Below are 24,731 nucleotides of genomic sequence, written 5' to 3'. Positions count from 1 at the left end.
GGATAGTAATGAGCACATTAGCGGAGAGGGTTAAGCTGGCTAGAGATAGGCTAAATCTGTCGCAACAAGATGTAGCAGATGCCACAGGCATGTCTCAGCCAAGTTATTACAAGATAGAGAAAGGGCTTACCAAGCGAACTATTTATAAGCGAGCTAGCCAAGGTGTTTGAGGTTAATATTGATTGGCTGGCAAACGGCATTGGAGAGATGCTTGATCAAGGCACTATAGAAAGCGTGACTAAGTCAGCGTTGTCTAACGAGAAAGACAGGGGCTACTCAAAGAATACCAATAAATCAGAGCATATTATTATTGGCGGTCGTACAGACTATGGGTTGGTTGATATTAAATATTTGGACATCAAAGCCAGCTGTGGAAATGGGTACGTCAATCTTGAACATCCTGATTCTCATACCCAAGCGTTTACCGTTGAGTTTTTAAGAGATAACGACCTGCCTATCGACGGCCATGGATTGGTGTTGATGCACGCTTGTAGTGACAGTATGGGTAATACCATACCGCATGGCACTCTAATGCTAGTAAATACCAATGAGAGCGAATACGATAATTTTATTAATAATAAGATTTACGTGTTTAATGCCGATGGCGAAATGATGTGTAAGCGCACCATTAAAAACCTAGATGGCACAGTGATATTAAAATCAGATAATACTGACAAAGACACCTACCCAGATCAGTTAATTACTCGTGATACGTTTAATCAGTTTGCGCTATTTGGACGGGTGCGATATTCGTTTTTAAAACATTAATAAAAGGATTTTGCAGATGACGGACTGGCATTTTGGGTATGAGTTCAACACCCCAATTGTGGGTGAATCGAACTACCAACCCGCTTTAGACAAAACTACAAAGACCCTAATTCTTTTAAGAAAGGCGCATCCGCTTTTGTTGATGTCGAATTAGTATATGAGCCAAATAACCCTTACGACAAAAATGCAGTAGCTGTTGTTTCTGCTCATGGGGTATTAGGGTATTTATCCAAGCAAGATGCTATTCGTTATCGCCACCTATGCGAAGGCAATAGAGATACTCTGTCTGTAAGATGTAAGATATATAGAGGAGATCATCCTATGTACGGTGCTTGGGTTGATTTAAATCTGGAGGACTTAGCTGGATCTTCGCAAAGTTTAAAAAAATATAACGATACGCCGAGCCAACCTACACCACCACCAATTCCGGAAAGCCCTAAACAAAAAATATCGATGACAACGATTGTCGTAGGCGCGATAATATTGATTTTTGTTTTCTCAATAGTCTTTTAAGGCTAAGGATAATAAGCGTCCGTGCCAGCGCGCTTGAGACTGGCGACAGCATGAGGTGAGAAAATGGCTTTTTACTCTATAACTTATGATTTAGTTAGGAACAGAGACTATGAAAAGATAGCGCGTGGTATTAAAAATATTTCTAATGACGCTTGGGCTAAACCAACAGCATCTCAGTGGATAATACATTCTGAAAAGACGTCTGAGCAAGTTAGAGATTTTTTGTTAAATTACATTGATCATGATGATATTTTGTTTGTCATAAAAGTAGATGTAGATAATTGGCACTCATATAACGTCCAAAAAGGCGCTACCGACTGGCTAAAAAACTAAATCATAAAATCTCCTTCTTAGACTCTAATAACCGTCCTATATGGGCGGTTTTTTTATGCCTCATATTTCATTTTAACAATTACTTACAGTTTTATAGTGGTTATAAAAGAGCCAAAGTAATAAATATTTATATATTTAATTACTTTAGTTATTGACAGTAATTATAACTATGGTTATTATATTCATCACAACGAAGCAGAGTAACTGTTATGAACTCAATAAAAGACTTTCTAGCCAGCATTGGCATCCTCACGTTATTAGTACTTGGTATGACAGCAGCAACGGCTGGCGTGCAACAATAAATAAGGCATTTGACCGCTCGCAAGCAGGCCACGACGCGATGATTGCTGAACATAAGGCCTGTCACTGCCTAGCGACGATGGCAACTATGTTACCGACCCGATGAATGGCTTTGATGATGAGGTGTATGCATCTGAGCAGGCAGGTACAGCAAGGCATGCCAATCTTTTTATTTCTAGCGCTTACGGGAGAGAGTAATGAGCTTGGTTAATTTGACTAAAACAGCAACAGAGCTTAGACGCCTTAATGATGTTAGCTCTTATCGTCAGTTGTTTTGCGTATATGAGATTGACCTTGTATGCGCCAATGAAGAAGGTCGTTTCAGCGGTTTTTATAAAACTGAAGAGATTTGGTTGCTTGACGATGCGAAGGTAACACTTATGAGGATTGGGAAGACCGATTCACTGCACTCGAAGAGCTTGCTGACGGAGCTAATGAGGTAACCGTTAGATGATACATTAAGTTGACGGTGATGCTTGTACCTAAGTTCGTTACTGCTTGCTTCACGCATGAAGCTGCCACTGCCTACATTGAACGTAGTAAGCATAGGTTAAATCGCCCTTACATCGAAACCACCAATCTAAAGCAAAATGCTGAAATGCTTGGTATTCGCAACTTCATCACCGATACGTTTTAGGGATACCCATGCCAGACTATAAATCACCGCAAGAAATGGAAGCCTTAGCCGAAGAGTTGTTGGCTATTGATTTAAACCTAGACATGCCAGCAAAGACTTGCCCTATCTGTGGCAGCAACATGGAGAGTAATTAAGATGGCTGATGATATTGATCGCGCTGGTGAGCGCATAGATGCTGAGATGGCAGCTCGTCTGCGCATCCTGCCAACATTTAGTATGCCTTCATTGCTTGATTGCCAAGCATGCGGTGAAGAAATACCAAGCAAGCGACGTGCCATTGGTGGTGTTACCCGGTGCGTTGATTGTCAAAATCACTTTGAAGGGCGTCGTTGAACGTAAGGATTGGCACATGCTAAGACTAAATAACAGCTCAGTAGCACGCGATACCGTCAATGGTGTTGATGCAGTCCGTATGTACGCTGTATTCGATGATGTGACCAAGGCTGGTGTTATCAGACATAAGCATGCGCAGCGCTTTGCTATCAAAGACAACCTGCTAACTCAATGGCGCACAGCATTGCTTGGCTGAGCCGGTTGACTTAAATGCCGATCCTGAAGACTTGATTCAATACTTTGAGGCTCGGTTTGGCAGTATTCAGCCAGATATGTTTGTAGAGCCTCCATCGTCAAGAAGTGGTATCCAAGTACCTAAGTCCATCAAAGAAGTGCGCTGGGAATATCCTGATATGGCATGGCGTGCAATCGATAAGAGTGGCGCTGTTGCATACTTCGAGCGTAGGCCAGTGCTAGACAAAGCGGGCTATTGGGTGTCAGTCATTGATGGTGTCATCGCTAGATACGGCAAATCGCTATGTATCGCTGATAACTATCAGTGCAGTGTGCAGAACGCAAATGAACGTAAATGAACGTAAATGAACGTAAATGAACGTAAATGAACGCAAAAAGGAATATACCGTGGACCTAATCGAATTAAAAAGAGCTTATTTAAAAGCTATGTTATGCGCAGCCGCCAAATCGGATGTTAGGTATTACTTGGAAGGCGTGTGCTTCGTCGGTGGCGAAAACAAGGTATTGGCCTACTCTACTGATGGTCGTCAGCTACTGCGCTGGATTGTGAGTGAAGACTATCAAGGTAAAGATTTCTCTTACATTATTAATCGTCGTGCTATTAAAGATGCCATCAAAACTAAATACTATATTCACTTGGAAGCCTCAACTGGTGACCTTGTTTGCGCTAAAGATGAAGACTTCAGAGCATTTAAAGGTTTGATTGATGGTAAGTACCCAGACGTTAAGCGTGCGGTTTCAGGCTACGTTGACAACATGAAGTCAGAGAAAGATGAAAATATATTGATCAATGCCAGCTACTTAAAAAGCTTAAGCAAGATAGGTAAAACAGTCGGAAAGCATTACAAAATCAAAGATGTGCCAATACGTCTTTATAGCTCAAAACCAGTGAATGCAATTACTAATATATTTACATTCAACGGCAACAAAAATCTTATGTATATCGTGACCAGTTGCCGGTCTGCAGGCACTACAGATGAAGAGCATCATGCCGTTTTGCTTGATGAATACCCAATCCCAAAAAATGAAACTCAGCAATGGATTGACGAAGGTTTTGGAGCGATATGCAGCGTCAGCAATAAATCTCCAGATGACGCCAAAGGCTTTGGTGAATTTGCTATAAATCGAAAAGTTATTGTTGATTATGACGACGATGGCTATATGGACTCAACAGGCAAAATTTGGCGTTTTGTGCATTTCATTGACGCTGTTGAGCCAAATCCCGTTACTGCATAAGGAGAGTGATTGTGAGTAAAAAACAGGAGGTTAATTGCATATTCGCAGTTCATTTTGACGACAAAGACGATCCCAGATACCAACGGATTGCAAGTTTGATGACGAATGCTGATATGTGGCGCGGTGGAAACCTGATTTATGCATCTGCTCTAGATAGCCGCGACGACTTGGTTAAAGAGCTAGATAAACTAAAGGAGAGTGAAGATGCCAAATGAATCTCAAGCCATAATCGACCTACTCCACCAAATGGGTCTAACGCCGCTTGATTGGGTGGACGCCAAGCAGTTTGCCGCGCTAACTGGTATCGACGAGCAAAAGCTTACTCACCGTAAGCGAGAGTGGCCAGAAAACGTTGTTTGGATGAAGGAAGCTGGTAATCTGTATTACTCAATGAGAGGATATAATAAATGGATGACTCAGCAAGCAGAGCAACGTTACCGGAGGGCGTCCGGCTTAGATCGGGGCGTATCCAGATCTACTTTAGACGAGACGGTAAGTCCTATCACGTCACGCTCCCGCACCCAGTCACTGCGGAAGGCATCAAGGCAGCTGCTAAAATTAGACGCGACCTAATCACAAAGGCTGAATGGGGTGTGCTCACAGAAGCAGACCTCGCCAGCGCTAAAGGCGAAATGGTTAATGATGATAGCGTTATCGTCGGTGATGGCGCCCTATTCCAAGAAATCGCCCAAAAGTATCTGAAGCACTGTGAAGCCAATACTGACTCCAAAAAAGACTACGTGAGTGCATTGAACAAGCACTGGATGCCTGAAATGGCACTGATACCCATTCACGAAATAACGTCTCTGATCTAATACGTGACATCATATCTGACATTAACTTTAAATCTGACAAGACCTTTAATAATTGCCTGGTACCACTACGCGGTGTCTTTGATAAAGCCATTGAGCTGCGATTAATCACGCCTGCAGAAAACCCCATGGCCATGATTAAGAATAAAAAAGTACAGTCAGGACTACCCGACCCATTTACCCGCGCTGAAATGAATGCATTACTAAATTGGTTAGATAAGAATTTGACAGATAAAGACCATTTTTATTATTGGTATTTTGAAGTGGCCTTTTGGACAGGGTGTCGTCCTAGTGAGCTGAATGCTCTAAGATGGAAAGATATTGACTGGTTCAACGGCTCAGTGATCATCAATAAAAGCCGTGTGCGCGGCGTTGAGAAACAAGTCACTAAAACTCATACAGCACGTGAAGTATATTTGAATGACCGCTCGAAGCGTGCATTTGAAGCACTGGACGCTATGAAGCTGAGTGATGACTATGTGATGATATGTCCAGAAACGAATGAGCCGTTCTACAATGAAAAGCCTGCCCGAATGCGCTTGATTGAAGCAATGCAATCTACGAGGGTGAGACATCGCCCAGCATATAATGCTAGGCACACCTATGCCACAATGTTATTAATGTCAGATGTGAATCCGGTATTCGTTGCCAACCAATTGGGCCATAGCTTGCAGATGCTAATTAAGCGATATGGACGTTGGCTGCATGGTGATCAGAACAAACTTGAGATATCGAAGTTAAATATAGAGTGAGGAGTGTGTTGTGGAAGTACAAGAAATTATCGATAAGCTAGAAGCAGAGGTTTTGCGCTTACTAAGCTCTGGGCTTAAAGCTACTTTAAGTGTAGATGTTTCTTTAGAATTGTATAGAGAGCTAGAAAAGCGCGCTTATTTTAGATGTAACCACTCTACTATCTGCCAAATCTGGCAGGGGCTACCAATTACAGTAGAGCATCACCTAGGCCAACCGTATAGGATAAATATGGAGATACAACGTGAAACGATAGAACTTGACCTGCTACAAAATGATGAATATTGCATACCAAGATATACCCCTGGCTTTAAATTTTATGACATATAAAAACCAATCATGTCAAAATCATGTCAAGAAAAAAGCCAGCCACCTAAGTGACTGACTTTATTTGATATATTTGGTGGAGATGGCGGGAGTTGAACCCGCGTCCGCCAGCATTACGCTCATGAATCTACATGTTTAGTTTCTGTCTTTAGATTTAATCCGCACCGATCCGACAGTCAGGATGGATTGGACGATTCTCTACTTTTGAACCCAAGCGATTGAGACAATCACTTGTGGCGAGCCTACATGCGGACGCTTCAACTTAGTTGACCAACTGTAGGTGATCAGCAACTAAGTAAACAGGTTTAAACCATGTAAACAGGGTTTAAGCTGCTAGAGCGTAATTTTCGTCGTTTGCGACTATAACAATATATGTTTGATTAACGAGAGGACATATACTCTCGACATGCATCATTGAGTTTCATTACCAGCGTCGAAGCCAGAACATCCCCAATAAGGTCATCAATTATATAGGACTTATAGGTCGACTTTCAACATATATAATATCTATATTACATTACGTTACGTTACAGCTGCGCGCTCTAAGCCAGTACTTTATTGAACCACTTACCAATATTTTGAATCTGCGGCATGCAAACTTGATGTGCCATCGGATAAGTATGATAAGCAACATTATAGCCTTTAGCGGATAATAACTGCTGCGCCTGCTCGCCCAAAATTACAGGAACAACTGGATCATGCGTACCATGCTCAATCAATATTGGCATATCTTTATTAGCAGCGCTATAGCTAATATTATCATTAGTCGCTAGATAAGTAGAGAGTGTCATCAAGCCAGCTAAACGCTGCGGGTAGCCAAGTGCCACATGATATGCCACTGCCCCACCTTGCGAAAATCCTGCGATCACAATGTGTTCAGGCTTAACGCCACCCTCTATCTCACGGCTGATCAAATCACGGATTTGCTGCGCAGACTCTTCAATCTGAGCGACATCGACTTTACGCTCTAGGCTCATCTCTAAGATGTCGTACCATGCTGGCATTACCATACCACCATTCACCGTCACTGGGCGCTTTGGTGCATGCGGGAAAATAAAACGCACTGCCATATTATCCGCTAAACCTAGCTGTGGTACCACTGGCTCAAAATCATGACCACTCGCGCCCAAACCATGTAGCCAAATAACGGCTCTATCTATCTTTTTTTGCGTTGGATTATGCTCAACGATGACCGCATCTAAATAGTCACTCATATTTTTAAATTCCTTTAAATAAAAATGGTAGGTACATCAAACTTATTTTTAGTAAAACTGATATTCGCACTATATTTCAATATTTTTTATAATAATACTGATTATTTTACAGCCTTTCATCAAAACCGCCAGTCAAAAAATCTTCGCTAATAATGCCAATTTCCATCAACTTTTCACATCTTTTAAGGCCTGATAGCAAAAGCGAGTGCGACTTTTGTGCTACGATAAATTTATTAACATAGCTACTGACTCTAGCTACTGTATGATGCCCTACACTCATTTTTCAATGTTCCTATCTCATTAGATATTAATAACCCCTTTATCTTAAACAGTTTTTCTTTATAGCGATATAGAGCTTATGACCCATATTTTATTGGTAGAAGACGATCCTGCTATCGCGATGTCACTGAAAGTCACTTGCAAGCGTGAAGGCTGGCAAATCACTTGGCTTGATAACGCCAGTAGCGTGTTGCCTTTTCTGCGCAATTTACATAATAGTGCTGAAGCGCAAGATCTATCGGCAATTATTTTGGATGTTGGGCTGCCAGATGGTGATGGTCTCAGTCTCTGTCAACAAATACGCCACACCCCTGATATTGCTGGCTTAAAGGACATTCCTATCATCTTCTTGACGGCTCGTAGCGATGAGGTCGATCGTATTTTGGGTTTGGAAATGGGCGGCGATGACTATTGTGCCAAGCCATTTAGCCCGCGCGAGTTGGTTGCTCGCCTAAAAGCCATTTGGCGACGTGAGCAATTATTGTCCCAGTCTACTAATCATACAACAGCAGCAGATAATACCGTTAATGACAATTCTTCTAGCAATATGTCGGGGCAAGCCTTAACGTTTGAATGTCAGTCTGGCATCTGGCACTACCAACCACTTAATTATTCGTTAATGTGGCAAGAGCAGAAGCTTGAGCTGAGTAACACCGAACGCAAAATCTTATTGACCCTGTTAAAAGCGCCCAATCAAGTCTTTAGCCGTGAGCAACTGCTGAGCGCGGTGAGCGATTACCCTGATCATCGCTTGGCGAGAACTATAGACAGTCATATCAAGTCCATTCGTAAGCAACTAGCGACCGTCGATGCCAGCATTGATGTTATCCATACCCATCGCGGCTTGGGTTACGCCTTGTGTCCCGCCTAGCTGCACTACCCATAGCCATATTTTGATTAAAACCGACCTTCTATAACGTCAAATAATACACCTAAAAATATGAATCATAAAACCAACGATAGTGCTAACAGCCATCCTAATACTCATATTAATAAGGCTGATAACAGCGCGCATGCCAGCCAAAGCAATTGGTATGCAAAACTGCATCCTATCGGCACCGCGCAGCAAACGACTAAACCAAAACGACTGCTGAATTTAAGTATATTTTTTAGGATTTGGCTCGCGTTGGCGTTAGTGCTGATTATCTGCGGTGTGGTCGCATTTACTCAGCTGTTTGGTTATGTCAAACCGACGGCGCAGCAAGTGATCGAAGATACGTTGTTAGATACCAGCAAATTGCTGGCAGCAAGTTTGCAGATGCCGCTATCTTCAGGACAGCTATACGATGAGCAGTATCAAACGAAACTCGATGCGGCATTTATCGGCACGCCCACGATAAGTAAAACAACAGATCCAGAATATAAAAATAAAAGCCCTAGCAGCTTTCGGATATATGTCACCGATGATAAAGGCGTTGTCATATACGACTCACTACCCGAACCTGACAATGATGAAGGACAAGATTACAGCCGCTGGAATGATGTCTATCTAACGTTAAATGGTCAATATGGCGCGAGAAGTACAACGCTAGATCATAATCAGCGAGATGGTACGGTGATGTATGTGGCACAGCCGATAAAGGATGAAACTGGCAACTTGATTGGTATCATCAGCGTTGGCAAACCTGTCGCTAGCGTGTTGCCTTATTTGGACGATACGCGCAATCGCATGCTTATCACAGCACTGCTCATGAGTATTGCTGCCCTTATATTAGCAGGACTGGTCGCATGGTGGCTCAAGCAAAGCATCAGTTTGGTGACCCAATATACCAGTGCACTGGCAGAAGACACCAAAAAGCCCTATTTTTACTTAGGTCATGAACTTAATAGCCTAACGGATACCATTGAGTCTATGAAACATCGATTGGAAAATCGCGCCTATGTTACTGACTATGTTCATACCCTGACCCATGAGCTCAAAAGTCCGTTAACCGCCATTCGTGCCAGTAGTGAGTTGCTAGAAGACGACGGGCTTGATAAAGAAGATCAACAGATGCTCATCCAGTCCATTGGTGAACAAAGTATCAAAATGCAGCAATTGATTGATCGGCTGCTATTACTTGCCAAAGTTGAGCAACCGACTTTTAAGCTGAATCGCCAGCTGACCCCTCTACTACCGTTGTTGCAAACCCTTGCAAAAAACAATAGCGCTAAATTGCAACAGCAGCACCTAGCGCCTATCGACATCTATCTTAATGATAAATGGGTGACTGAAACAGCGACTTTATCACCAAATGCCTTGGCAAATACCAGCGTTTTCGCTGACCAGTTTTGGTTGGTACAAGTGCTGCAAAATGTATTGGACAATGCCATTCATTTTGCCGATAGCATTGTCAGTATTCATATTCATAACACAGCGCAAACTGTCACTATTGATATCTTTAATAATGGTAAATTACTCCCTGAGTATGCCGTTGATAAAGCGTTTGACCGTTATTTTAGCTTATCGCATCAGAGTCAAGCTGCTGAAAAAACCTCAGAGCATCTATCAGACTTTTCAGTAGAGAATCACTCAACATTCGATACTACGCAGATACAGCCTAGCATGGCTAGCAATACCCTAAAAAAAGGCACTGGCCTTGGCTTAACTCTTGTGAAGCAAGTTATTGAGCATCATGGCGGTCATGTTGCCATTACTAATATTCAAGAAAATAGCGATGACAGTAATCAAAATAGTAATGAAAAAAACGCTGCTATTAAGCGATATTCAGGCGTGATGGTTAGTATTACCTTGCCTTTGACTAAAGAATAGAGGCTTAGATAAAATAGACAGTTACTCAAATTCATTAAATTATTTTCGATTGGCAATAATGCCAGTTCATGGATTTTCCATCATTCCTACACAGGTTTTCTATCTGCTTGTTTTACGATAGCGTTATTCAAATTCGTAACCCCTATTAAGGATAGAAAGACCATGAAAGACGCTATTGAACAAAACCAAATTATAGAAAACTGTTTAGGCGGTAGTCGCCATTTTTGCCTACAAGCGCTGTCAGATGAAGGGATTGATAGTATCGCTTTTGGGCATTGGTTAGCCATTCCCAGTCAACAACTACTATTGGTATTTCGCCACCAGCAATGTGTGGCAGTTGACCACTATCAAGTAGCAGCTTAAGAATTCATTCAATTTAATGATTAAATCTTATTAACTGAATTGCTGGCTTGTTAATTATTTATAAAAAATCAGTCAAAAAAAAACCTCTATCATATCTAGTTAGAAACGCTAGTTAGAAATGATAGAGGGTTTATAATTTTACGGTAAACAATCTAAGTAATAGATGCTACTGGCGGCTTCACATCCGCATTTTGGCCGCGATGGCGCAAATAGTGATCGAGTAAAACAATGGCCAGCATGGCTTCTGCGATAGGCGTGGCACGTACCCCTACACAAGGATCATGACGACCTTTAGTCAACATATCAACCGACTCGCCTTGTGTATTGATACTCTTGCCAGCCGTCGTAATACTAGAGGTTGGCTTCAGGGCAATACTGACACGGATGTCTTGCCCTGAAGAGATACCGCCCAAAATACCACCAGCATGATTGGCAGTAAAACCGTCTGGTGTCAGCTCATCACGAGAGCTATGACCGAACTGTCCTGCCACTGCCATGCCGTCGCCGACCTCAACGCCTTTAACAGCATTGATGCTCATCATCGCATGGGCAATATCTGCATCCAAACGATCAAATACTGGCTCGCCAAGTCCGACTGGCACACCGCTAGCGATAATCTCTAGGCGTGCCCCGCAGCTAGTGCCTTCACGGCGTAAACTATCTATCAAGGTCTCAAAACGACTGACAGCATCGGCATCGGCGCAAAAAAACGGATTGCTATTCACAAAGTCCCAATCAATTTGGCTTGAGTCTAGGACATTGCTGTACTCACTGCCAATTTGGGTGACATGACCACGGACTTGCACACCTAAGCGCTCTTGTAGATATTTTTTAGCGATAGCACCTGCCGCCACGCGCATCGCAGTCTCGCGCGCTGAGGAACGCCCGCCGCCACGATAATCACGAAAGCCATATTTCATGCTATAGGTATAGTCGGCATGACCGGGGCGAAACGTGTCTTTAATCTCGCCATAGTCTTTGGACTTTTGATTGGTATTACGAATCAGCAGGCCAATAGAGGTGCCGGTCGTCTTACCCTCAAACACACCAGAAATAATCTCAACTTCATCGGACTCACGGCGCTGGGTAGAGTATTTAGACGTGCCCGGTTTGCGGCGATCTAAATCGATTTGCAAATCATCTGCGGATAAGGCTAAGCCAGGCGGCACGCCATCGACGATTGCCATAAGACCTGCACCATGCGACTCACCACAAGTCGTGACTGTAAAAACCTGTCCAATGCTATTGCCTGCCATATTTATCCTTAAACAAATGAAGTCGATTTTTAAGTAATGAAGTCGATTTTTAAGTAATGAAGTCGATTTTTAAGTAATGAAGTCGATTTTTAAGTATCGCGTAAATCTCGATGGTTTTATTGCTCAATAGTTCTCTTGCTTGATAGCTTTGTTACTTTATAGCTCTATTGAATGCTATCTAACAGTTGTACGTAAGCATTGAACAGCTCACGATGTGCCATAAGCTCATCATAAGTAATCGCAAAGACACCGTGACCACCGTGGGCAAATTTCAACCAATCAAACTGAATTTCAGGATAGGCTTGCTTTAATGCCCACTCACTATCACCTACTTCACAAACTAACAAGCCTTCAGGGCTCAGATAATCTGGCGCTTCAAACAAAATACGATGCACCAAATCCAGCCCATCTTGACCCGCGGCTAGCGCATGCTCTGGCTCATATAAAAATTCAGGTGGCAGCTCTGCCATAATAGCCGCATCAACATACGGCGGATTGGTGACTATCAACTCATACTGGTGTTCAGCAGGAATCTTAGCAAACAGATCGGACTCAATCACATTAACCTGATGCCCAAGATCATGATGATCGACGTTAACCATGGCTACTTCAAGCGCACTTTTATCGATATCAACAGCATCAACCAGCGCATCAACAAAACGCGTCGCAAGTGCAATAGCAATACAACCAGAGCCAGTGCATAAATCTAAAATACGCTCAGGCTGCGACAGCTGCTTGACCTCTAAACCGTGATCATAAAATGCAGCAGCCTGCTCGTTGACGCTCTTACCAAGTGGTTTGGCAAGCTCATTGACATCAAAATATGGATGGAACTGCTGACGAATCAATTCTGCGATAGGCGATCTTGGAATTAGCACCCGCTCATCGACATAAAAAGGCAAATCACAGAAGTATGATAAGTTGATCAAATAGCTTAATGGTTTACGCTCAGCGATACGCTCTTCTAACAAACTCAGTACCAACTGCTTCTCTGATGTGGTCAAGCGACAATCGAGAATCTGCTCATTGGCTGACCAGTCTAAAGCCAGAGAATGCAAAACAATGGCGGATGCTTCAGCAAACTCATCGGTGGTGCCTTGTGCAACGACCACATCATAATTACGAAGCTGGGTGACCGAAAAGCGAATAAAATCACGAATACTGACCAGTTGCTCGCGAGCCTCTTCTAATTCTGCAGGCAAATTGGCAAATTGATCGTCTTCACCCAGAATCCCACTCTCTAAATCAAACACCATTTCACTCTCTAGACCATCGTCATTGAAGTATTGATTTTGAAACTCTTCTGCGCTCATTGTTTGGTCTTCTGACATATCGCACCTTGCTGATTACATGTTCACTGACTACATGCGGATGGGTTAAAACGCCTTTTATTAAAAGCCGATCTATTAAATAAAAATTTATTCACCATTATAGACATAAACGCTAAGTTGCGCCAATTTTTGCAGTTTTATATTCATAAAAATGGTTCTAAAAACAACGTGAATAATGAGGATTGTAAGTAATAATAGCGCGTCATCTTATGCATACCCTCGCTCAGTTATTGCCCAACTGTAGTGAATACGTCAACGGTTGACGTTTGGCAAGACTTTAATGAAAAAAGATGTGTCAAAAGTTTGCGAAGCATTCAAATTATGCGCATAATAGCCCCATTAGTTATAACCATAAGTATCCCAATATGATGAAAATGAAGCCTCTTATTACCGCTATATCAATTGCTATCGTTACTGCCAGTGTCAGCGCCGTTGCCGCACCTGCTGATAATACGCGCACCTTGCCAGTACGAACCGCTGACTCAATGCCTAGCATTGCCAAAAAAGTTAGCCTTGATGTACAAGAGAATCGCAGTAGCTCAATCGATGGTCGTGCTCCTGTCGTAGCCACGCCTGCTTTAAAGCCTAATACGCCTGACCGTATGACTCAGCTGATTGACGAAAAGCAGGAAGTCGATGTAGAGACAGCGCAACAAGCAGTCAGTGCTGATAATATGACGGTAGAAGAGCTGGCTCGTAAAGATGTGCAGTCTGATAGCACTGACGATATTAGTGAAGGTCAAGCCGTCGCTGCCCCTACCGCAGCCATATCTGATGCTAGCCCAGCAGATACTTCTATCAAAAGCATCGAAGATGTTAATGGTAAAAAACATACCACGCTGAATTTGTCGAATTACGCCAAACAGGTAAACGGTGCCACATGGACACCGAATATGAAAGTTAACTCAGCAATGACGATCAAAATGCAGGCACTGCTTGATTGGAACCATGCTTCTCCTGGTGCCATCGATGGCGGCTGGGGCATGAACAGTAAAAAAGCGCTGATCAACTTCCAAACCATGAAAGGCTTGCCAGCCACAGGTAAAATGGATCAAAAAACGTGGGATGCGTTAAATAAAAATATCCCAGCGAATAAACCAGTGCTCGTGACTTACACCATCACTGAAGATGATATTAAGACCAACTTTGCCAGCACACCTGCAGGTTCAGAAGCTAAGTCAAAAATGAAAGGCTTATACTATCAAGACATTAAAGAGATGTTTGGTGAGCGCTTCCATATGGATGTACGTTATTTAGATAAGCTTAATAAAAATAAGCAGTATAAAGCGGGCGAAACCATCACTGTTTTAAATACCCGTGCACCACTTAAGCAGCGCATTAACCGTGTGGTTGCCAATAAAGCCGATAAGACATTATATGCTTATAACGGCGATAAACTGGTGGCTACTTACCCAACGACAATCGGTAGCGATGCCACACCATCGCCACAAGGTTCGTTTAAAATTATTAACAAGGTGAAAATGCCTTGGTATAAAGCAACCGTTGGTAAAGGCGCAGACAAACAAATACATATGCTACCACCAGGACCAAATAGCCCTGTTGGCGTCGTATGGATGGGCTTGTCTAAACCTTCATATGGTATTCATGGTTCACCAAAGCCTGAAGGCATCAGTCGCCAAGCCTCTGCAGGTTGTGTGCGTTTGACCAACTGGGATGTATTAGAGGTTTATGCCAATATTGAAAATGGCGCAACCGTTGAGCTTAAGTAAATTTGGCTTAACTAATAAGTCATAAACGATGAATAAAAAAAGACCTTGCTATCAAGGTCTTTTTTTATGGCTGATAATCGGATTTATTCATTTAAATTGACAACATTATTCGCTTTTATGCTTTATAGCCTTCTTCATTACCAGTGATGCTACCAACTTTTTTGGTAAAAAACATGCCTGCAGGGATAGACACCAAAACGCCTAATGCTACTGCTATTTGGATATGAGGTATTTCATTAAAACCTGTGACTAAAGCGCCAATCATAAAAACGCCAATGGTAACGGTTGCTGCGATTGAATAGATAACAGAGAATAATGGCCAGTTCATAACTTATTCCTCATTTTTATTGTGGATATAGTACCTTTATACACTAAACCCACAAAGAAAGTAAGTATTTCCTATAAACCTGCGAGCCAGCTATAGTAGGTGACTAAGCATGAAAACCCTGTTAGAGTTAAGGTTTTTATTGTTATTAGTTAATGATGCATAATTTTACTATTTTAAGTATTACTATTTAATGACACTGCGCTCTATTTAGTCGTAAAAAAACCATACGTTGTCCTGTTTTTATCATTACAATAATGTCTTTCTTTTACTTTTTAAGAAAGCCATCCGCCATGACCTCATCTGAAAACGAACTCTCTAATGATTCTTCAGTTATAAAAGATGCTTCAAGCACAGCCAATCATCCAGACAAAAAAGCGGCGCTAACTGACGCAGATGGTAGCTCTGTACTAGATAGCACTGTCGAACATACTGAGCCTTCAAAAAGCTCAGAGACTCATGATGACAATGACTGTGGCGAGGATATGGCTTGTGCACAGCCTCCTGAAACAACGATAGCGATAAAGTCCATTGGTGCTGACGAGGTAGTAGCAACGTTAGAAACCGCCAAGCCCAACAATGAGTCTGAAATAACTAAACTTGAAATCACTGAGCCTGAGACACCACTATCCAATGAATCGTTAAAATCCACAACAGCGCCCAATCATAAAAATCTAGAAAATGCATCAGCAGAACATGCTCAAGAAGAAGATAACGCTTCAGAGCAAAATTCTCAAAAAGATGCTGACGCTGATGCTGAGATAACGGTAGAGGCAGAGGATATTGCACCCGCTGATGCACAGAGCACTTATCCTATCTCTGATAACCCTCAGCAAGAAAGCAAAGCAAATAGTGACAACACAAAACCGTCCTCAATTGATAAACAGCCAGACACACCGAAAAATAATGACACTATCGTAAAAAGTACTGTGAAAGATAAAGTCGATAATCAGGAAGAACTAGAAGACGAGATTAAAGAAAAAAAGAAGCTAAATTGGAGTCTTATAAGCAATTTGTTGCCGAGCAATTTAGCAATCAAAAGGTAGACTATCCAGAAGTACGGGTCAGAATCGAGGCCAACGCGCTGCCTAGCAAAATGTATTTCATTATTATACTTTCTGCCATCATCGCCAGTTATGGGTTAGTGACCAATTCAGCTGCCGTCGTCATTGGCGCCATGTTGGTTGCCATGATGTTAGGTCCCATTACTGGCATAGCGTTAGCGATTATTGATCATCGTATGCCATTGCTACGTAAATCACTGATTACGGTTATCGTTGGTGTGTCCTTAGTGGTATTGGTTGGTTTTATCGTCGGCTGGTTACACAAAGATCAGCCACTGACCGCAGAGATATTATCGCGCACTCAGCCAACCTCGATGGATTTAATGATTGCTCTAGCGGGTGGTACTGCTGGTGCTTATGCGATGGTTTCACCGCACCTATCTGTGGCAGTGGTCGGCGTGGCGGTAGCCACTGCATTGGTGCCACCTCTTGCCGCGAGTGGGATATTATTCGCCAATGGCGAGACGCAGCTTGGACTTGGGGCACTGCTACTGGCACTAACCAATATTATTGCTATCCAGTTTACCAATGCTTTAGTACTTTGGTTATTAGGCTTTCGCCGTTTGGTCGATGATGATTATAAATCCAGCACCTATTTGACCTTTTTACGCCGTAATGCGGTGACGTTATTATTGTTAGGTGGCTTAGGGACGTATTTGTCCATCAATCTACAGACCAATGCCAAACAACAGGTTTTTGAGAGTAGCGTCAAAGAAGCTATCAATAGCTACTTTATCGACAAAGGCAACGTACTGACCAATACTCAGTTTGATACTTCAGAAGAAAATAAGGTCGTACGTGCGGTCATTCGCGGAGAGACGACGCCTACTTCATACGATGTACGGCAAATCGAAACCGTCATCACTCAAGATATGGCAGAGAATTTCCCTGAATATTTACCCATTAAGCTACAGCTACGCTACTTGCCAGTACAAGTCATTGAGTCCAATCCATTGATACAAGATAAACTAGACGAGACTGATGCGGCGATTTTGACCAATTAGCTTTTTTGACCCACTGGCTTTGATGCGCTACAAATCCATCGAGCATCTACATGCGCAGAATAACCTAGCCGTTGTAACTCTTGTACCAAGAGCTTGGGCGTTTGTGCTAAAATCGTTTGCAAAATTATTTTACTCAATTCTATTCGCCAGTAAGGAGCCGCTGTGAGCCAGCCATTTCGCTCAGCCGATATTCGTCAAGCTTTTATCGATTTTTTCATAAGCAAGCAGCACACCCCCGTCGCCTCATCGAGTTTGATTCCACACAATGACCCGACATTGCTATTTACCAATGCCGGCATGAATCAATTTAAAGAAACGTTTTTGGGTATGGAGCCACGTGATTATACCCGTGCGGTAACCTCACAAAAATGTGTAAGAGCGGGCGGCAAGCATAACGATTTGGACAATGTTGGCTACACGGCGCGCCATCATACCTTCTTTGAAATGTTAGGCAACTTCTCGTTTGGCGATTATTTTAAGCAAGCCGGTATTGGATATATTTGGGAGTTTTTGACCTCAGATGAATGGCTAGCAATCGATAAAAATCGCTTGTATGTGACCATTTATGAGACTGACGACGAAGCCTTTGATATTTGGCATAAAGACATCGGTATTCCTAGCGAGCGCATTATCCGTATTGGCGATAATAAAGGCGCGCCTTACGCCTCAGACAACTTTTGGACGATGGGTGACACTGGTCCTTGCGGCCCTTGTACTGAAGTCTTTTATGATCATGGTGCCGATATCGAAGGCGGCCTACCGGGCACACCAGAAGAAGATGGCGACCGTTATATCGAGATTTGGAACTGCGTCTTTATGCAGTTTAATCGTCAAAAAGATGGCACTATGCTACCACTACCAGCGCCAAGCGTAGATACTGGCATGGGGCTTGAGCGTATCAGCGCCATCATGCAAGGCGTCCATGGCAACTACGAGATAGATTTATTTGTACATTTAATGGATGCGGCAGCTGAGATTTTAGAGATTGAAAACCAGCAACAATCGTCATTAAAAGTCATCGCTGATCATATTCGCGCTGTTTCATTTTTGATTGCTGATGGCGTTACTCCAAGCAACGAAGGTCGTGGTTATGTATTGCGCCGTGTTATCCGCCGTGCAGTACGTCATGGTAATAAACTTGGTGCAGATAGCGATTTCTTTTATAAAATGGTCGCGCCGTTGGTTGCTGAGATGGGCACCGCCTACCCTGAGCTAAAAGACAAACAAAGCGTCATCGAAAATGCTATTCAAAAAGAAGAAGCACAGTTTGCCAAAACTTTGGCACAAGGCTTACGTCTACTTGCCAGTGAGCTGGAAGGTCTAAAAGATGGCGACACGCTATCTGGGGAAGCCGCATTTAAACTGTACGATACTTATGGTTTCCCGATCGATTTGACTGCGGATATCACTCGTGAGCGCGGTATTGTCATTGATGAAGCGGAGTTCGACGAGCATATGCAAGCGCAACGCGAGCGTGCGCGTGATGCTGGCAAATTTGACGTCGATTATAGCAGCGTCATTCAAGTAGAAAACCCAACGACCTTTATCGGTTATGAGCAGCTTGCAGAAGAAGGCGTCACGATTGATGCGCTGTATCAAGATGGCAATCCAGCCGATAGCTTAGCTGAGGGCATGGAAGGCGTTATAGTTCTTGACCGTACACCTTTCTATGCCGAAGGTGGTGGTCAAGTTGGTGAGCTTGGCGAAATTCGCACTGCAACGGGCGTTTTTGAAGTGCAAGATACCAAAAAATCTGGTCAAGCCATCATCCATTATGGTGTTGTGACCATGGGCGACATTAACACCAAACCCGCCGATGCGCAAGTCTTGTCGAGTATTCGCGCAGCCAGTGCTAAAAACCACTCTGCCACGCATCTATTGCATGCCGCATTAAGAGAAGTATTGGGCGACGCGGTCACGCAAAAAGGCTCGCTAGTATCAAGCGAAGTCTTACGTTTCGATTTCTCGTATGACAAGCCTGTCAGCACTGCTGAAATTATGCGTATCGAACGCTTAGTCAATGAGCAAATTCAAGCCAACACCCTTGCTCGCATCGAGAATATGTCTATCGACGAAGCGATGAAACAAGGTGCGATGGCATTGTTTGGCGAAAAATATGGCAGTGACGTTCGCGTCTTAACCATGGGCACTGACAGTATCGTCGATGGTCAGCGCAAGCCCTTCTCTATTGAGCTTTGTGGTGGTTTGCACGTTAAACGTACTGGTGATATTGGTGTGCTAAAAATTACCAGCGAATCAGGTATTGCTGCTGGCATCCGCCGTATTGAAGCGGTCACTGGCATGAATGCAATTAAAAACATTCAGCAAAGTGAGCAGCAGCTGAGCGAGCTTGCCAGTCAGCTAAAAGTAAAACGTCCTGAAGTGGCACAGCGCGTGCGTACCATGGCGGATAAGCAGCGCGAACTTGAGAAACAACTAGAGCGTTTAGAGCAAAAAATCGCCAGCGCCCAAGCGGCAAATTTACTCGATGAAGTACAGACCATCGCAGGCACGCCCGTGCTTATCAGTACCTTAAGCGGTATCGACGGCAAATCTATTCGCACATTGATGGATGATATTAAATCTAAACTTCCTGATAGCGTGATTATATTAATTGGTGATAAAGACGAACAGTTAGCCTTAGCCGCAAGCGTGGCAAAGTCTGTGACTGCGAAAGTAAAAGCTGGTGATATCATTCGTCATTTGGCAGGTGAGCTGGGCGGTAAAGGGGGTGGTAAGCCAGATTACGCACAAGGCGGCGCGCCAAAGTCTGCCAACAGTACCGCAGTTATCAACGCCCTACCTGCTTGGATTGAAACTCAGCTTAGCTAGTCCTAAAAAAGACATGAATACAGAGCATCACTTAAGTCTACTACGCATAAGATACGCGATTGGTTATAACGGTCATAACCAATCGCCATGTATCTAAGCGCTACGAGCACTTAACGTTGTGACGTAGATATGATATAAAGGTCAACGTTTATATGCATCGTGCGTGCATTACCTAGTCAGCACTACTGAATACATAAACAAAAAGCATGGGCGCAATTCTTATAATACGGCTTTATCTATACAAGCATTGATTGAGCGTCACATCCGCATATTGGCTCTCATTGATGATAATAAAAGGCCATTAATGAATAATAGGTAGATTTTTATGGCGTTAATAGTACAGAAATACGGCGGCACCTCGATGGGCAGTATCGACCGCATCAAAAACGTCGCCAAACGAGTCAAACGCTGGCATGACAACGGTCATCAAATAGTTGTTGTCGTCTCTGCTATGAGCGGCGAAACCAACCGTTTGATTGATCTAGCACGCCAAATTAGCACTCAGCCTGATCCCCGTGAATACGACCAAATGGTCTCAACCGGTGAGCAAGTATCGATTTCATTGCTTGCTATGGCGATTAAAGAGCTTGGGGTAGGCGCTCGTTCATTTACTGGTCGTCAAGTCGCGATTAAAACCGATAATGCGCACAATAAAGCCCGTATCGAAAGTATCGATGACAAAAATATCCGCGCGCAACTCGATGCAGGCAATGTCGTCATCGTCGCAGGCTTTCAAGGTATTGACGACGAAGGCAATGCGACCACATTAGGCGCGGCGGCTCTGATACCACAGGTGTCGCTATTGCTGCTGCCTTGGGTGCTGATGAATGTCAGATTTATACCGATGTTGATGGCGTTTATACCACTGACCCTCGTGTGACCTCAAAAGCCAAGAAACTTGAAAAAATTACCTTTGAAGAAATGCTAGAGATGGCAAGTCTTGGCTCTAAGATTTTACAGATTCGTTCGGTAGAATTCGCCGGTAAATATGGTGTACCACTACGCGTATTATCTAGCTTTGATGAAAACAACGATGGTAGCTTCGACCAAGAATTTCAAGACAATGTCGGCACCCTAATTACGATAGACGAAGGAGACAATATGGAACAGGCAATCATCTCAGGTATCGCTTTTAATCGAGACGAAGCAAAAATAGTCGTGCGCGGTGTACCTGATCATCCTGGTATTGCCTCTGCTATCCTAAGCCCGATTGGTCGTGCCAATATCGAAATTGATATGATAGTGCAAAACCTCTCTACCAACGGCACCACCGACTTTACTTTTACTGTTAACCGTACTGACATGGACAAAACCATGAAAGTACTAGAGAATGAAGTCAAAGATGAGATCGGTGCTAAAGAGATATTGGCTAATGATGAAGTCGTTAAAGTCTCTTTAGTCGGAGTCGGCATGCGCTCTCATGCTGGTGTTGCGAGCCTCATGTTCCAAACCCTTGCTGAAAACAATATCAATATTCAAATGATATCAACCAGCGAAATCAAAGTGTCTGTCCTTATCCAAGAACAGTATTTAGAAAAAGCCGTTAAATCACTACATACCGCATTTGGTCTGGATCGTGAAGATGGCGAAAGTAAAATCGCTGGGCTATAACTTATTTTAAAACGCTTAAAATAATCGATTTAGCATCAACAGTTATGCATTAAATCAGTATCACTTACTTTCAACAATGTATTAAATTAAATAGGGTCTTTTTAGATCCTATTTTTATTTTTTATTATTGCTAGGGTAACTATTTACCCAATAGTTTTGTGAAAACCCGTGACAGTCTCTGTTATGCCCCCTATAATGGGGCTTTCATTTGGGCTAAATGAATCTACCTATCATTACCGCTATTGGCACAATAGTAAGCATTGTGGTTGTCATTGATACATTGTTTTTCTAGTGCTGAGGTAATGTCCTGCAATTGAGAAGTAATCTGATGAGTAATAATTTGTTGATGCGACATAAGGAGTGTGACGCATGTTAATTTTGACACGCCGCGTGGGCGAAACGCTAATGATTGGTGATGAGGTCAGTGTGACCGTCCTAGGTGTCAAAGGCAATCAAGTACGTATCGGTGTAAATGCACCGAAAGATATTGCCGTACACCGCGAAGAGATTTACCAACGTATTCAGCATGAGCGTTCTGTACAGTCGCAAATGCAACATCTTGAGCAAGGCAATTTTGCGCCTTCATTTGATGACGAAGACTATTTCAATCGCTAAGTTACATACTTCACTTTTTTAATCTGCTCTGAGGTCATTTATTTATGAGTATCCGCCAATCAGATGTATCGGCTCTACTTAATGGTTTGGATAAAAAAGCCATTGGATTCAATGATGTCATCAGTTTTATTGATGATTTTTATCGCTACGCACCTGCCCCGTTTGTGAACGGCATGGTACACAATGCAGCTGGTGAAAATGAAGGTAGTGCGAAAATTTTTGGCTTTGCCAAGCACCATGGTTTGAATCAATTGGACACGCTAAAACTGTTTGGCGAGCATTATGCCAAAGTTCAAGCAACTCCTAACGGTACTGACCATGCCAATATCCGCAACTTTTTACATTGGGGCTGGCAAGGGTTTTTGATGCAAAAAACCCATTAACGGTTCGCCCTAGTGTTGATACGACGGCGCTTTAAAAAGTTATTAAATAAGAAAAGGCCACGCTGATTAGCGTGGCCTTTTCTTATTTGCTTCATTTTTTATCATAAAACTTAGCCATCAGCCTATTTATCACGAAACTTAACCGGTTGGACTGCGCCTTTCGGATTAGGCATGTTTGGATAATGATGCTCATGCTCGACATCACATTCTGCCCCGACGATAGAACCATCTTCTTTGACTGGCTTATGAATATAGCCTGTGCGCTCAGCAGGTGGTAGATGCTCGTGCTCCCACACCATCACCGCTTGCATACAGGTTTCGCGCTGCTCAGCGGTCAGCTTGCGACCATCAGGCCACTTACCCAACTCAATCGCCATGCGGAATTTATCCACCACTTCTGGCGTTAAACTTGCTAATATCGTTTGCTTGTCCATCCTATCTACTCTCCACCACTATTTTTTATAACATATTTTTATAACGTTATTATAAAAGAGACACTTATTCGTCGTCCATAATATCATCATCCACGTCAAGACTGAATTCCTCAGCATGGACGTTCCAGTGCAATTTGGTGCGACAAGCTTCATAAAAATCAAACCCTGGCGGGTGCAATAAAGTAAGCTTATCTGGATGCTTACGAATATAGAGCCGTTGCTCTTGCTCAAGTGGCACGCTTGGCTTACCGTCGGCACTGACCATCGGCTGAGTGCGATTGTCTTCGTGAATGCGAATGCATACTTCGCTATTACCGCTCACCACAATCGGTCTGCTAGACAGCGTATGGGGATGCATGGGCACCAAACAGATAGCATCCATACTCGGGTGAATAATGGGACCGCCACCAGAGAGTGCATAAGCCGTTGAACCGGTAGGCGTTGCTGCAATCAAACCATCACTATGCTGACGGTAGACATCTTGACCATCGATTTTCATCTGAAAATCTATCATATGTACCGATTTTCCCGCATGCAATACGATATCATTGAGCGCCATATCTTCATGAATGATAGTGCGCCCTTCTCGTATCTCCATCGTCAATAAAAACCGATGATCCAACTGATAATCACCCATCAATACTTGGCGCAATTTAAACGCCGCTTCATCAGGTTTTACATCCGCTAAGAAACCAAGCCGACCACGGTTGACGCCGAGCACGGGTACACGGTAGCGTGCCAACGCTTCAGCCGCGTGCAATATCGAGCCATCACCGCCAACAACGATGACTAAATCACAAATCTCGCCGATTAGACTACGCTTAACGATTTTAACCTTTTCAATCTCAGTAAGGTTCAAAGTGGGCAAGTTCGCCGTTTGCACATCCATAATCAATGTGAGATTCATCTCATTGATAGTCTGGGCAATTTGCACCAAGCTTTGAGTGACACTGCGTTTACCAGCGCGGCCCATAAGCCCAATACGCCTAAAAGCAGGGTTTTTGATAGCGTGGAACAGCTCTGATTCATGTAAGTGCGGCAATCTTGCGGATTGCGCTGAGTTTTCCATAAAACGACTCGGCATAACGGTAAAGTACTCGCCAATGATAGCGATAAACGAGCGTTTAGACTAGCATGTTTATGAATTATCGTTGTTAACTGTCGTAATCAACCCCATATAAAACCATCGCACGTTACTCTTAAACGTGTTTGTTTAGCTAGGCAATATGCCAAAATACATCAACTAATAATAGCTCTATAAGGTCTTGAGGCCTTAATGGCTGTCACGTAAACACAGTTGACAATAATGGCTGTTTTGCTAAAGTAGCTAGAAT

26 protein-coding genes, 1 other RNA gene and 4 pseudogenes are annotated in these 24,731 nt (G+C 43.1%); 24 read left to right on the top strand and 7 right to left on the bottom strand.

Translation table 11 applies throughout. The features are described 5' to 3' along the window. Positions 1-8 precede the first annotated feature (8 nt). From G7Y90_RS18990 to G7Y90_RS08850, 14 genes and pseudogenes are all read left to right on the top strand, one after another. On the top strand, positions 9-170 hold the full coding sequence (locus tag G7Y90_RS18990) for a helix-turn-helix domain-containing protein (protein WP_502937343.1): 162 nt from the start codon (positions 9-11) through the stop codon (positions 168-170). After that, positions 163-768, top strand: coding sequence for a S24 family peptidase (locus G7Y90_RS08900; protein ID WP_250162185.1), 606 nt, complete (start codon positions 163-165; stop codon positions 766-768). Before G7Y90_RS18990 ends, G7Y90_RS08900 begins: the two co-directional genes overlap by 8 nt. A gap of 66 nt (positions 769-834) precedes the next feature. Continuing rightward, a pseudogene (locus G7Y90_RS18985) lies at positions 835-1,011 on the top strand (HIRAN domain-containing protein); the annotation flags it as partial. Between the two features lie 78 nt (positions 1,012-1,089). Continuing rightward, a complete protein-coding gene (locus tag G7Y90_RS08895; RefSeq protein WP_250162184.1) occupies positions 1,090-1,281 on the top strand; it encodes a hypothetical protein in 192 nt (63 codons plus the stop codon). A 63-nt stretch (positions 1,282-1,344) separates the two neighbouring features. After that, on the top strand, positions 1,345-1,614 hold the full coding sequence (locus G7Y90_RS08890; protein ID WP_250162183.1) for a hypothetical protein: 270 nt from the start codon (positions 1,345-1,347) through the stop codon (positions 1,612-1,614). 769 nt (positions 1,615-2,383) lie between these two features. Next, complete coding sequence (locus G7Y90_RS08885) at positions 2,384-2,551, top strand: hypothetical protein (protein WP_250162182.1); 168 nt, start codon at positions 2,384-2,386, stop codon at positions 2,549-2,551. Positions 2,552-2,559: 8 nt separating this feature from the next. Next, on the top strand, positions 2,560-2,685 hold the full coding sequence (locus tag G7Y90_RS17855) for a hypothetical protein (protein ID WP_284143704.1): 126 nt from the start codon (positions 2,560-2,562) through the stop codon (positions 2,683-2,685). A 1-nt stretch (position 2,686) separates the two neighbouring features. Continuing rightward, positions 2,687-2,884 (top strand): TraR/DksA C4-type zinc finger protein, encoded by a 198-nt coding sequence (locus tag G7Y90_RS08880; protein ID WP_250162181.1) that lies wholly within the window; start codon positions 2,687-2,689, stop codon positions 2,882-2,884. Positions 2,885-2,900: 16 nt separating this feature from the next. Continuing rightward, a complete protein-coding gene (locus tag G7Y90_RS08875) occupies positions 2,901-3,080 on the top strand; it encodes a hypothetical protein (RefSeq protein WP_250162180.1) in 180 nt (59 codons plus the stop codon). Further along, the gene (locus tag G7Y90_RS08870; RefSeq protein ID WP_250162179.1) at positions 3,073-3,417 is read left to right on the top strand and encodes a penta-EF hand family protein; all 345 of its coding nucleotides are present in this window, start codon (positions 3,073-3,075) and stop codon (positions 3,415-3,417) included. Before G7Y90_RS08875 ends, G7Y90_RS08870 begins: the two co-directional genes overlap by 8 nt. A 16-nt stretch (positions 3,418-3,433) precedes the next feature. Beyond that, positions 3,434-4,315, top strand: coding sequence for a DNA polymerase III subunit beta family protein (locus G7Y90_RS08865; protein ID WP_250162178.1), 882 nt, complete (start codon positions 3,434-3,436; stop codon positions 4,313-4,315). Between the two features lie 11 nt (positions 4,316-4,326). Further along, positions 4,327-4,530, top strand: coding sequence for a hypothetical protein (locus G7Y90_RS08860; RefSeq protein WP_250162177.1), 204 nt, complete (start codon positions 4,327-4,329; stop codon positions 4,528-4,530). A gap of 192 nt (positions 4,531-4,722) precedes the next feature. Continuing rightward, a pseudogene (locus G7Y90_RS08855) lies at positions 4,723-5,879 on the top strand (tyrosine-type recombinase/integrase). A 10-nt stretch (positions 5,880-5,889) separates the two neighbouring features. Continuing rightward, positions 5,890-6,207 (top strand): hypothetical protein, encoded by a 318-nt coding sequence (locus G7Y90_RS08850; protein ID WP_250162176.1) that lies wholly within the window; start codon positions 5,890-5,892, stop codon positions 6,205-6,207. Between the two features lie 71 nt (positions 6,208-6,278). Here the strand turns inward: G7Y90_RS08850 and ssrA are convergent. Both ssrA and G7Y90_RS08840 read right to left on the bottom strand, forming a co-directional pair. After that, positions 6,279-6,656: a transfer-messenger RNA gene (gene ssrA / locus G7Y90_RS08845) on the bottom strand. Between the two features lie 90 nt (positions 6,657-6,746). Continuing rightward, the gene (locus tag G7Y90_RS08840) at positions 6,747-7,418 is read right to left on the bottom strand and encodes an alpha/beta hydrolase (RefSeq protein ID WP_201553616.1); all 672 of its coding nucleotides are present in this window, start codon (positions 7,416-7,418) and stop codon (positions 6,747-6,749) included. A 358-nt stretch (positions 7,419-7,776) separates the two neighbouring features. Between G7Y90_RS08840 and G7Y90_RS08835 the strand changes: the two genes are divergently transcribed. The 3 genes from G7Y90_RS08835 (at position 7,777) to G7Y90_RS08825 (ending at position 10,812) form a co-directional block, all read left to right on the top strand. Beyond that, on the top strand, positions 7,777-8,568 hold the full coding sequence (locus tag G7Y90_RS08835) for a response regulator (protein ID WP_250162175.1): 792 nt from the start codon (positions 7,777-7,779) through the stop codon (positions 8,566-8,568). A 69-nt stretch (positions 8,569-8,637) separates the two neighbouring features. After that, the gene (gene creC / locus G7Y90_RS08830; protein WP_201553615.1) at positions 8,638-10,449 is read left to right on the top strand and encodes a two-component system sensor histidine kinase CreC; all 1,812 of its coding nucleotides are present in this window, start codon (positions 8,638-8,640) and stop codon (positions 10,447-10,449) included. Between the two features lie 162 nt (positions 10,450-10,611). After that, positions 10,612-10,812 carry a hypothetical protein gene (locus tag G7Y90_RS08825; RefSeq protein WP_193009458.1) on the top strand — a complete coding sequence of 67 codons (201 nt, stop codon included), beginning with the start codon at positions 10,612-10,614 and terminating at the stop codon, positions 10,810-10,812. Positions 10,813-10,964: 152 nt separating this feature from the next. On the opposite strand, the gene aroC is transcribed toward G7Y90_RS08825, so the two are convergent. Beyond that, a complete protein-coding gene (aroC, locus tag G7Y90_RS08820; protein WP_201501569.1) occupies positions 10,965-12,068 on the bottom strand; it encodes a chorismate synthase in 1,104 nt (367 codons plus the stop codon). A gap of 164 nt (positions 12,069-12,232) precedes the next feature. Next, positions 12,233-13,399, bottom strand: a complete 1,167-nt coding sequence (prmB, locus tag G7Y90_RS08815; RefSeq protein ID WP_045451878.1) for a 50S ribosomal protein L3 N(5)-glutamine methyltransferase — start codon at positions 13,397-13,399, stop codon at positions 12,233-12,235. A 290-nt stretch (positions 13,400-13,689) separates the two neighbouring features. On the opposite strand from prmB, the gene G7Y90_RS08810 reads away from it, so the two are divergent. Beyond that, positions 13,690-15,129 carry a L,D-transpeptidase family protein gene (locus G7Y90_RS08810; RefSeq protein WP_060490730.1) on the top strand — a complete coding sequence of 480 codons (1,440 nt, stop codon included), beginning with the start codon at positions 13,690-13,692 and terminating at the stop codon, positions 15,127-15,129. A gap of 115 nt (positions 15,130-15,244) precedes the next feature. Here G7Y90_RS08810 and G7Y90_RS08805 read toward each other — a convergent pair whose 3' ends face one another. Next, positions 15,245-15,457: a hypothetical protein gene (locus G7Y90_RS08805; RefSeq protein WP_087814154.1), complete on the bottom strand. Its 213-nt coding sequence runs from the start codon at positions 15,455-15,457 to the stop codon at positions 15,245-15,247. A gap of 290 nt (positions 15,458-15,747) precedes the next feature. On the opposite strand from G7Y90_RS08805, the gene G7Y90_RS08800 reads away from it, so the two are divergent. The 6 genes and pseudogenes from G7Y90_RS08800 (at position 15,748) to G7Y90_RS08775 (ending at position 22,963) form a co-directional block, all read left to right on the top strand. Next, positions 15,748-16,500, top strand: a complete 753-nt coding sequence (locus tag G7Y90_RS08800) for a prolipoprotein diacylglyceryl transferase (protein ID WP_250162174.1) — start codon at positions 15,748-15,750, stop codon at positions 16,498-16,500. After that, positions 16,449-17,522 (top strand): DUF389 domain-containing protein, encoded by a 1,074-nt coding sequence (locus G7Y90_RS08795; RefSeq protein ID WP_502937342.1) that lies wholly within the window; start codon positions 16,449-16,451, stop codon positions 17,520-17,522. Before G7Y90_RS08800 ends, G7Y90_RS08795 begins: the two co-directional genes overlap by 52 nt. Positions 17,523-17,684: 162 nt before the next feature. After that, complete coding sequence (gene alaS, locus G7Y90_RS08790; RefSeq protein ID WP_250162173.1) at positions 17,685-20,354, top strand: alanine--tRNA ligase; 2,670 nt, start codon at positions 17,685-17,687, stop codon at positions 20,352-20,354. A 325-nt stretch (positions 20,355-20,679) separates the two neighbouring features. Beyond that, positions 20,680-21,965, top strand: a pseudogene (locus tag G7Y90_RS08785) (aspartate kinase). Between the two features lie 369 nt (positions 21,966-22,334). Then, positions 22,335-22,502, top strand: a pseudogene (gene csrA / locus G7Y90_RS08780) (carbon storage regulator CsrA); the annotation flags it as partial. Positions 22,503-22,624: 122 nt separating this feature from the next. Beyond that, positions 22,625-22,963, top strand: coding sequence for a HopJ type III effector protein (locus tag G7Y90_RS08775; RefSeq protein WP_502937341.1), 339 nt, complete (start codon positions 22,625-22,627; stop codon positions 22,961-22,963). 122 nt (positions 22,964-23,085) lie between these two features. Here G7Y90_RS08775 and G7Y90_RS08770 read toward each other — a convergent pair whose 3' ends face one another. Both G7Y90_RS08770 and G7Y90_RS08765 read right to left on the bottom strand, forming a co-directional pair. Beyond that, positions 23,086-23,397: a YeaC family protein gene (locus tag G7Y90_RS08770; RefSeq protein ID WP_201604723.1), complete on the bottom strand. Its 312-nt coding sequence runs from the start codon at positions 23,395-23,397 to the stop codon at positions 23,086-23,088. Between the two features lie 64 nt (positions 23,398-23,461). Further along, positions 23,462-24,466: an NAD(+) kinase gene (locus G7Y90_RS08765; RefSeq protein WP_227675922.1), complete on the bottom strand. Its 1,005-nt coding sequence runs from the start codon at positions 24,464-24,466 to the stop codon at positions 23,462-23,464. Positions 24,467-24,731: the final 265 nt, after the last annotated feature.

The sequence above is a fragment of the Psychrobacter sp. WY6 genome, assembly GCF_018448495.1.
GTDB lineage: Bacteria > Pseudomonadota > Gammaproteobacteria > Pseudomonadales > Moraxellaceae > Psychrobacter.
This window is presented reverse-complemented; position numbering and strand designations above follow the sequence as displayed.